The following is a 10,228-nucleotide window of genomic DNA, read 5'->3' as shown; positions in this document are numbered from 1 at the left end:
TCAAAGACATTGACAAGTCTAGTCTTACGATAGGTCTGAACTCCATTCATGATGTCATCCAGGGTTGCATCGATGATGCCTAAAGAATACTAGGCTGCAGATTATTTTTATATTTCTCAGCTATTGCAACATCAATGATTCTTCTACTCAATATAGATATACGCAGAATTGATAAATAATATCAAATTTTCGTTGAGCTTTTGAATACTACTCATACCAAATGAACCAACAGACTGTATTTTTCAAACGCAATAGTAATGCATTGCCAAGAAATCAAATCATGACGGTACAGAAGGTAAAATTTCCAATATCGTTTATGATTTTACTTTTATAGAGGCCATATCTCCCTGTCGAAGATATCATTGGCATTCGTTACGTTCTTGTTGTTATATGCAATTCTCCATAATGCTTTCGCATATTTCCTTGAAAGATCAATCTTTCCATCTCGAATCATTTCAACCACATTTCTGATGCGTAGACAAGTAATATCATCAATACCCGTATTCAACACTAAATCAATGATTGGCTGCAAATGTGCCTCATCTGTCGCAAAAATTGGTATCCCAGTAGCTTTTGCATATGCCAAAGAACAAGCTTCTCCTCTATTTTTGTTTGGTTTGATCGGATTAATCATTACTCTTTCGAGAGCTCGGAAAGACATATCATAAACTGCCCTATCAGCTGGCGATAAGGTGCTTTGGTCTACTATTCTGACCTTACCTTTCGATATAAGGTCTGAGAGTTGTTTTGATGCACTTGCTGGATAACGTACCTCGCCAAAAGCATGACTATGCATATAGATTTCATGTGCAATCAAGGGTAGGATCTCAAAAAGAAATCTATACTTTTCACTTCCACCAAGTTTTAAACAGAAATCTGCATCAACGATGATTTTATCCAGCACCCCTATTCCTCCATAATCTTATCCAGTTCATCATCAGAAGGGAAAGGATTATTTTCGCTCTCTGAAATTCCAACATCAACCGGTTTCAGGTTACTAATATCCAAAAGATATTCCAGCTTTTCGAAGGTAATTCGTTTGTTTTCATAGGCATCTACAGCTAACTCCGTAAGATTGTCGATTGCAATCTTTTCATCTCCCTGAGGAATGGAAAGTGCATATCGTTTTCTTGCTATCATCACTTCCTGTTCACTTGCATTAAGAAATCTATTTCTATCTGTCTTTGTGATAAAACCAATTTCAAAAAGGCGTTTGACCATAGTTCTATAAGGAACACAGAACAGCTCAGAAAGAATCAATATTTCTTTTAAGGAAACATTATCAGAGGCAATGCCGTAAGTTCTTAGTTCTTTTATTAAAAGTTCTTCTTCTACAAGAAATTCTGCAGCAAAACGGTTTGCCTTCAACTCATTACGATCACCTGTCTCATCATCCATGACATAGGCTGGCACTACATCAACTTTGTCATCTTCCCATATATGGTAGAGCTCATGGGCCGCTGCAAATACCTGACAATCTATTGGGATAGAAGAATTGATTACAACAAACGGCTTCTGACTCTGGCCACCTCCTCTTGCCCCCTTGATTCGGGTAAATCCCCAAACAGATTCTTTGCCCAAAGGATAATAGATGACACGGGCATGAAGTGAAAGTATCTGAAAAATCTGAGTACCTATGATATCATTCATTTTCCTACAGACGCCAAGCTTGGAGGCGGCATAGTCTTTTACTTTCAGGGCTTCTGCTTCCGTCAACTCCAGTGTTTTCATTTCAATCACGTGCAAGTTCCTCCAAAAGCAGAATCTCATCAATAGCAGATCTGAGCATCTCCACTTTTTCACGGGTTTTCTCATCCTGCATCGTTCCCATAAAGGCCATGCTCTCTGTAGGTTCACTTTCTATGTTCATCGTAAGTAAAGAATCTGTTGTAGTGCCTAGTATAGTAGCAATCTTTGCAAGTTCGCTTACATTGATTGCCTTTGCACCTTTGATAATCTTGCTCATTACCTGCTTTGAGATGGAAAGTGCATCAGCAAGACTCTGTTGAGTCATTGATCTTTCATCTAGTTCTTTCTGGATATTTGAGCCAACCTGGACAAAATTCATCGCATACATAATACTCTCTCCTTCAGGTTAAAAGTCATCATTCCAAATGGAAGATTACTTTTAAGTTTATTCTTTTCCTTTCAGTCTAAGTATAGTAAAGAACCTCTATATGAGTCAACATTTTATTGACTTTACAACTAATTAATGTGCATATTTTATTAACACACTAACTAATAAGGTAAGTGCTACTTTGAAGAAGGTTGAGAAAGGTACTTACTTTTGCAAACCACAAAGTTGCATTTAATTCCCCTTTTGTAATTTCTTTACGGTTTATCTTCGAAAGATTAGTTCATCAATAATTAAATCTATTTTCAAAAAAAGATTTCTTTGAAGACATATAAAGCAACTGGCCCGCCGATTTGAGGAGGAAAACCTTAACCTTGGCGGGCACTTTCATCTATAATCTACCAATTTTTTCTCGGAAAATCCAGAAAAAGTAATTTCGACAACACTTTGTTCTCTTTGTCTCTTTTTCTAAAAGTAGTTTTATTTACAGGCATACTATGCGTTCACACTTTTTTTGCTTCAATGAATAAATAGCGTCTAAACATATCTAGATAAAGCCCCCACCAAGTAATATACAAGGTGGGGAAAAACTAAATATCTTCTCTTTGACTAACAGTCTTACCATCACGACCTGTTAATCGAACTAAATGCTTGAACCTAGAAATTCGATATTCATCGAAAGCTCCACTTTCCATTCTCCAACTCCAGTTTTTATCATTGCAAGTTGAAGGATAGTTCATTCTAGCTTCATTACCTAGCTCCAAAATATCCTGCATTGGAATTATTGCTATATCAGCATTAGAGAACATTACTGCTCTAATTAGTGCCCATACAGCTTCCCTATCATCACAAGCAAGATATTCTCTAACCATGTGCTTATCATCTTCACCAAGACTATCGAACCAACCACGAGTAGTATCATTATCATGAGTACCTGTATAAGCAACAAAGTCTCTTGTATAGTTCATTGGTAAGAAATCATCTGATGGATTATAAACACCATTCTTATCACGAGAGAAGCCAAACATAGCAATCTTCATACCAGGGAAACCGTTAGAATCTCTAAGCTTTTTAACACTATCAGTCATTAAACCAAGATCTTCTGCGATAATAGGAAGGTCTCCTAACTCTTTCTTGATTACCTCAAAAAGTTTCTTACCAGGACTCTTCTTCCACTTACCGTGTTCTGCTGTTTTTGCATTAGCTTTAATTTCATAGTAAGCATCTAAACCTCTGAAGTGGTCAATTCTTAAAATATCTGTCATATGAAGAAGTCTCTTGATTCTTTCAAGCCACCATTCAAAGTTAGTTTCCTCATGCTTTTTCCAGTCGTAAACAGGGTTACCCCAAAGCTGACCAGTTGCACTAAAGTTATCTGGTGGTACACCAGAAACTGCACTATAATGCCCTTTCTCATCTGTTTTAAGCAAGTCTAGGTGAGACCAAGCATCTGCAGAGTCAGCACCAACAAATATTGGGATATCACCAATAGTCTTAATGCCAAGACTCTTTGTATAAATATGTAGTCTATTTAGCTGCTCATCAAATAGATATTGAAGTGCATACCAAATTTTGATCTCTTCACTCTTTTCCTTTTTTAGCTTGCTTATTGTAGCAGGATCTCTAAAGCCCTCTTTCTCGTCCCAAATACTGTACCAACGAGCATCGTTGTACTTTTCATACAAAACCATAAAGAGAGCATAATCTTCTAGCCAAAAGCTTTCTCTTTTTAAGAAGTCTTGATAGCTCTTCTTTCTTGAATTCTTTTCCAAAAAGGCTTTAGCAGCCTTCTTTAATAAAGGAAGCTTATAAGCAATTACCAAATTAAAATTAACCTTATTTGATGGAAAGTCAGGATGAATTAAATCACCTTCATCAAGGTATCCATCTTCATAAAGAAGCTCTGGAGAAATTAATAGTTCATTTCCTGCAAAGGTTGAACGTGCAGAGTAAGGACTATTACCATACCCAGTAGGACCAAGAGGAAGTAACTGCCAAAGGTTTGCACCTGTCTCTTTTAATTTATCAGCAAAACGGTATGCAGCAGGACCAAGATCTCCAATTCCAAACTCAGAATCAAGGCTTGTAATGTGCATCAATATACCTGATGATCTTACACCGTCTATATTCATTTATTAATCTCCTTGAGAGTGTTTCCAATTCTAAACTCAAATGGAAAATTCTGATGGCTTTCTACCTCTTCTCCATCAAGCACTTTAAATAATAGCTCTGCACTCATGATACCTTTTTTCTCAGCATCCTGAACAACAGTTGTTAAACACAGTCCAGATGAGTAAGTGCTAAATATACCATCAAAACCAACAATAGAAATGTCAGAAGGAATGTTCATTCCTTTAGCTCTTGCACTATCCATTACGCCTAGTGCAACGACATCAGACATACAAACAATACAAGTATAATCTCCAGATGAGAAAAACTCATTTGCAACCCTAGCACCATCTTGAAAGGTTGCAGGACAAGAGACCATAGTAATATCAGAAAGACTCATAGAATACTCACCCAATGCCTTCTCATACCCTGCCTGACGTCTTCTAACTATTGTTTTAGTCTCTTGAGGTGTGAGCTGTGCATAAGCATCAAATGGAAGTGAAATAATAGCAATCTTTCTATGCCCTCTCTCTAATACTGCTTTCATTGCTTCATAAGCAGCACTTAAATCATCAATTGAAAGGTTTATAGGACCATCTTCATCAGCACCATCAATTAAGACTAAAGGAAGCTTCCTTCTTCTTAATGACTCTCTAATTTGAGGATCAAACCATAAGCCCATTGAAATAAGGCCATCAACAGTGGCGTTATTAATTGCCTCTGAAATTGAAGAATGAACAGGTGGAATAATAGTTAAGGTATTATCATTTTGCTCTGCAACAATACCAATTCCACGTAGTACCGATTGAGTATAAGGGTTAGAAAGTGAATCTGCTAAACTTTGTGGAAGCAAAAAGCCAATAGATTTATGGCGTCCTAGAGAAAAATTTCTAGCCATAGGATCTGGAGTGTAATCGAGTGATTTAGCAACTGAAAGAATTTTTTCTCTAGCTTCCACACTAATTCTTGAAGGAGAGTTGAAAGCAAAAGACACGGTAGTTTTTGAGTATCCAGTTGCTCTTGCGATATCACTTATCGTTGTCTTTTTCTTCTCTTTCATACTTCTCCTCCGAAATTTTTAGAATATTAACCTTTTACTGCACCTGCAGCTACACCCTTAATGATGTATTTTTGACAAGTTAAGTAGAAGATAATTACTGGGATAATACCCATTAAAATCATAGCCATAGTAGCACCAAGATCTACTGCACCATAGCTACCTTTGAGGTACTGGATATGAATAGGAATTGTCATAAATCTATTTCTATCGAGTACTAAGTATGGTAAGAGGTAGTCATTCCATACCCACATGATCTCAAGGATTGCAACACTGATTAATGTTGGCTTTAATACTGGAAGAACAATCTGGAAGAATGTTCTAACAGGACCACAGCCATCGATTGTAGCAGCTTCTTCCATCTCAAGTGGAACAGCCTTTACAAAGCCTGAGAGCATGAAAATTGCAAGACCTGCACCAAAACCTAAGTAGATAACAGGAATTGTATATGGTGTATTAAGCTTGAGCACATCTGCTGTCTTTGAAAGTGTAAACATTACCATCTGGAATGGAACAATCATTGAGAATACACAAAGCATATATACTAAGCGACAGAATTGTGTATCAACTCTAGAGATGTACCAAGCTGACATTGATGTACAAAGTAAAATCAATGCAGTTGAAACAATTGTAATGTAGAAGGAGTAGAATACACTCTTAAAGAATGGGTAGTTACCAAAGGTCATACCTTTAATGAAGTTTGAAAAACCTGCAAACTGTTCTCCTGCAGGGATTGAGAATGTATCAGTCTTTACAAACTCATTAATTTTGAAAGAGTTAAGTACTACGATAAATACAGGATATACCCAGATTAATGAAAGAATTATAAAAAGGACTGTAAGGAAAGTATTGATAGATCTATCTCTTTTAAGATTAGCCATTACTGCTGTACCTCCTTTTCTCTAGTAAATTTCAACTGCAGTAAGCTGAGCGCTGCAACTAACAGGAAGAAGATGACGGCCTTAGCCTGTGCAGCACCTCTTGCTGTTGGGTTGATGTTATAGAATGTATTATAGATGTTAAGGGCAAGCATTTCTGTTGTCTTAACAACGCTTCCATCTGCATGCTGGATAAATGGTTGACCACCTGTTAATGCTAAGTTCTGGTCGAATAGCTTGAAGCCATTAGAAAGTGTCAAGAATGTACAAATTGTAATAGATGGCATTACATTTGGAATTGTAATTTTAAAGAGTGTTTGCCATGAGTTAGCACCATCGATAGATGCTGCTTCCATCATATCCTCTGGAATTGATTGTAATCCTGCGACATAGATAATCATCATGTAACCAATTTGCTGCCAGCACATAACGATAATAAGGCCCCAGAATCCATATTTAGTTTCCATTAAGATTGATGTATTTAATCTTGATAAGAAACCATCAAAAATCATTGACCAAATATAACCAAGTACGATACCGCCGATTAAGTTTGGCATAAAGAATACGGTTCTAAAGATATTGCTTCCCTTAATTCCTTTTGTAAGAATTAATGCAACAGCAAATGCAAAAAGGTTAATAAAAATAACCGATACAATTGTAAAGAGAGCTGTATACCAGAAAGCATGAATAAATGTTGGGTCTTGAATAGCTTTTAAGTAGTTTCCAAAACCGATAAACTGTGCATCACTTGTAATACGGAATTTACAAAATGATAAGTAAATACCCTGTAAGAATGGCCATACGAAGCCAATACAGAAACAAATAATTGTAGGCCACATAAATAAAAATGACATACGTTTAATAGGTTTCTTAATGAGGGATGATCTTAAACCACCAGATGGCTTTTTATTCTTCATAGTTTCCCCTTGTGTTAATTTTCGAAAAAAATAGGGCAGGTTATAGAAGCCCGCCCTATTTACTTACATAAGCTTAGTGCTCCTGTGCGTAGAGTCTTTCCCAACCCTTAACAAATGCTGTTTCAACTGTCTTCCAGTTAGCATCTGTCTGAGCTGCGTCATACTGGTTCATTGCAGAAACGAGACCTGCTCTGAATTCGTCAACTGCTGGAGTATAGTTGAATGCCCAAGTCATTACATACTTACCCTGCTTGTTGTATTCGTTAGCCTGATCGAGGAATACGTTATTTGATGGAGCTGCTTTCTTATATGGGATAGCACCAAATGTCTGAGCGAGGAGCTTTGTACCTGTCTCTGAAGTTACCATCCAGTACATGAAATCCATTGTAGCGTCGATATCAGCCTGAGAAGCCTTAGCGTTGATAGCCCAACAACCTTCAGTACCACAGTTTAAACCTGCGTTTTCTTCACCTGGAACACCTGCATAGAAAGGAATCATAGCAAGCTTAGCTGGATCCATACCATACTTACCTGTTAAAGCATCGTACTCCCAGTTACCATTCTGATAGAATACTGCCTGGCCCTTACCGAACTCAGCTTCTGCATCGTAACCACCTGTTGCGAGTGTGTTAGGATTGAAAGCACTGTTGTTGATGTAGAGATCCCAGAGGTTCTTGAAGTTAGGAACATACTTACCTGTGATAGTAGCTGGCTGAGGACCTGCTGTCCAACCGTTGTCTCTAGCTTCATAGAATAATGCTACGTTAGCAAGGTGACCTGTGAATCTCCATGATGAAGAACCGTCCATACCTGATGATGTGAATGCATCAAAACCAAGAGTCTTGCTTCTAGCGTGGATGTCTTCAGCAATTGCCTTTAATGAAGCGAAATCCTTGATATCAGAAAGCTTGTAACCAGCCTTCTCGAGGAGTTCTACGTTAGTAATGATACCGAAACATTCATATGTATAACCAATTGAGCAAAGCTTACCGTTTTCATCGTAGAGGTTATAAGCATCTGTTGAAAGTTCGTTAGCAATCTTTGTGCCTTTTAAGTCTAAGCAGTAGTCACCCCAAGAAGCAACTGCACCTGCATTACCTACTACAAAGAGTGTAGGAGGATTTGACTTATCCATTTCAGCCATTAATGTTTGGTTGTATGTACCAGCTGCAGCTGTAACAACCTTTACGTCTACACCAGTTTCTGCCTTATATGCCTTAGCAACTTCCTGAAGAACGCTATCTGATTCTGGCTTGAAGTTTAACCAGTATACAGAACCTTGTTTAGCTGGAGCTTCATTAGCACCCTGTGCAAAAACAGAAGAAAGTGCAATTAAAGCAACGAGCATGATAGTTAATGCTTTTTTCATTTCTTACTCCTTTTTGAATGTAATTGAAATCTTATTTATAAACTCATAGTAAACCGGTTTTGTAAACCGGTCAACTAAAATTTTTTAAAATTTATTTTAGGGTAAAAACATCACCAAAACAAACAAGTTTAGAAATATTTAATTTAATTAATTATAAGAATATAATCGATATTTTAACGGAATAATCCAAGGAATGAATATCAGATTAGTACAATAAAAGGTAGAAGCTTTTTACTCCTACCTTCATTTTTTTATTTTCCAAGTGCGTTTACTTCTTCCTGTTTACAGGAAATAAATAACATCTTTATTAAGGATATAATCATTAGAATTACAAGTATTGATATTAAAGTACCCAGTGCAACAACTATATACCTTACACCATCATTTCCTTTAGCACCAGAAGCATATGCCATTAACAAAAAGGAAAGTAAACCAATTGCAATTCCCCAAAGTATTTTCAACTTTGCAGGAGCTTCATCTCCTATTTTCTTATCTTTCATACATAATGCAGAAAGAACAGTAATACCATTATCAGCAGAAGTTGAAAATGAAATTAACATAATAAATAAATTTATCGGTATTAAAATCTTGTATAGTGGAAGGTTTTGCATAAAAGTCCAGATTCCAGCGTATGTTCCATCTTTTGCGATTGCACCTGCAATATCTGCAACACCTGATAACTGCCAATTCATTGCACATCCTCCAAAAACAGAAAACCATACAAAAGCAAATACACTTGGCAGTATCCAGTTAACAATAAGGAATTCTCTAACTGTTCTTCCATAAGAGATTTGAGCAAGAAAAACACTTGTTACAGGTGCATATGCAATCCAGAAAGCCCAAGTATAAATTGTCCACCACTTTAGTAATCTCTCACCTCCTATACTTCCTGTATCAAAGAGCCAAAAAGAAATATTCTTCATCCAATAGCCTACTGATGAAGTTGCTGTATTTAAAATATAAGCAGCGGCTCCACCAAAGATAAATACAAAAGAAAGTAATAAGATATAAAATTTGAAGTTCAAACTAGCAAAGAATCTAATTCCTTTATCTACTCCGCTTAATGAAGAACATAGATATAATATTGTCGATAGAACCATTATAATGAACATTAATGTTACACTCTTAGGAATACCATAAATATTTTGCAAGCAAATAGTAACAAGGCCTAAAAATGTTCCCAATGTTCCAACAGATCCAAGTGCTAAGGCTAGTACAGAAAGACAATCTACAATAGATGAAATTACCTTATTATGTACTTTATTTCCTAAAACAGGTTCAAGCGTATTTGAAACTGCCAGTGTTTTCTTTCTATTAAAACATGTATAAGCAATACATACACCACATACACCAAATACTGCATATGGAACAAATGTCCATTCATGGAATGTTCTTGCAAGTCCAAACATTACAGCTTCAGGAGAACCAGGTTGAATACCATAACCTTCTAGCTCTCCCCAAACACTTTCCATAAAGATAACAGGTTGTGAAATACCAGAAGAAACTATCGTTGCTCCTAGTCCTCCTGTTAATGTCATTGCAAACCATTGCCAAAAAGGGTATTTAGCTTTCGCATTTGGTCCTCCAAATCTAATATTTCCCTTTTTAGAGAATGTCATAATAATACAGAGTACTAGTACAACAAAAAATATTAATTGAAACATCCAGCTTAAATTGGTATACGACCAATCAAAAGCAGCTTTGAAGTTATCAATTAGGAATTGGTTATTAATTAATCCAATAATACCTGCACCTAAAACAAAAATAAATGTAGGAATGAATACAGATTTTTTAATTTGACTTTTCACTATTTAACATCCTTAT

General features: G+C 36.4%; 9 protein-coding genes. All 9 read right to left on the bottom strand.

Features of this window, described 5'->3' with window-relative positions; all coding sequences use genetic code 11:
* Positions 1 to 328 precede the first annotated feature (328 nt).
* On the bottom strand, positions 329 to 904 hold the full coding sequence (locus SOY52_RS08945; RefSeq protein WP_320848611.1) for a hypothetical protein: 576 nt from the start codon (positions 902 to 904) through the stop codon (positions 329 to 331).
* A gap of 2 nt (positions 905 to 906) precedes the next feature.
* Positions 907 to 1,731 carry an ImmA/IrrE family metallo-endopeptidase gene (locus SOY52_RS08940; protein WP_320848612.1) on the bottom strand — a complete coding sequence of 275 codons (825 nt, stop codon included), beginning with the start codon at positions 1,729 to 1,731 and terminating at the stop codon, positions 907 to 909.
* A gap of 1 nt (position 1,732) precedes the next feature.
* Positions 1,733 to 2,077 (bottom strand): helix-turn-helix transcriptional regulator, encoded by a 345-nt coding sequence (locus tag SOY52_RS08935; protein WP_320848610.1) that lies wholly within the window; start codon positions 2,075 to 2,077, stop codon positions 1,733 to 1,735.
* A 587-nt stretch (positions 2,078 to 2,664) separates the two neighbouring features.
* Positions 2,665 to 4,206 (bottom strand): 4-alpha-glucanotransferase, encoded by a 1,542-nt coding sequence (malQ, locus tag SOY52_RS08930; RefSeq protein WP_320848609.1) that lies wholly within the window; start codon positions 4,204 to 4,206, stop codon positions 2,665 to 2,667.
* Positions 4,203 to 5,243 (bottom strand): LacI family DNA-binding transcriptional regulator, encoded by a 1,041-nt coding sequence (locus SOY52_RS08925; RefSeq protein WP_320848608.1) that lies wholly within the window; start codon positions 5,241 to 5,243, stop codon positions 4,203 to 4,205. Before SOY52_RS08925 ends, malQ begins: the two co-directional genes overlap by 4 nt.
* Positions 5,244 to 5,269: 26 nt before the next feature.
* A complete protein-coding gene (locus SOY52_RS08920) occupies positions 5,270 to 6,121 on the bottom strand; it encodes a carbohydrate ABC transporter permease (protein ID WP_320848607.1) in 852 nt (283 codons plus the stop codon).
* Positions 6,121 to 7,035, bottom strand: a complete 915-nt coding sequence (locus tag SOY52_RS08915; RefSeq protein ID WP_320848606.1) for a sugar ABC transporter permease — start codon at positions 7,033 to 7,035, stop codon at positions 6,121 to 6,123. Before SOY52_RS08915 ends, SOY52_RS08920 begins: the two co-directional genes overlap by 1 nt.
* 73 nt (positions 7,036 to 7,108) lie before the next feature.
* Positions 7,109 to 8,404 carry an ABC transporter substrate-binding protein gene (locus SOY52_RS08910; RefSeq protein WP_320848605.1) on the bottom strand — a complete coding sequence of 432 codons (1,296 nt, stop codon included), beginning with the start codon at positions 8,402 to 8,404 and terminating at the stop codon, positions 7,109 to 7,111.
* 251 nt (positions 8,405 to 8,655) lie between these two features.
* Positions 8,656 to 10,212, bottom strand: coding sequence for a BCCT family transporter (locus SOY52_RS08905; RefSeq protein ID WP_320848604.1), 1,557 nt, complete (start codon positions 10,210 to 10,212; stop codon positions 8,656 to 8,658).
* Between the last annotated feature and the right edge of the window lie 16 nt (positions 10,213 to 10,228).

The organism is Bullifex sp. (assembly GCF_034103065.1).
Classification (GTDB): Bacteria; Spirochaetota; Spirochaetia; order Sphaerochaetales; family Sphaerochaetaceae; genus Bullifex.
The sequence above is the reverse complement of the archived record's forward strand: the minus strand, read 5'-3'. Positions and strand labels throughout refer to the sequence as shown.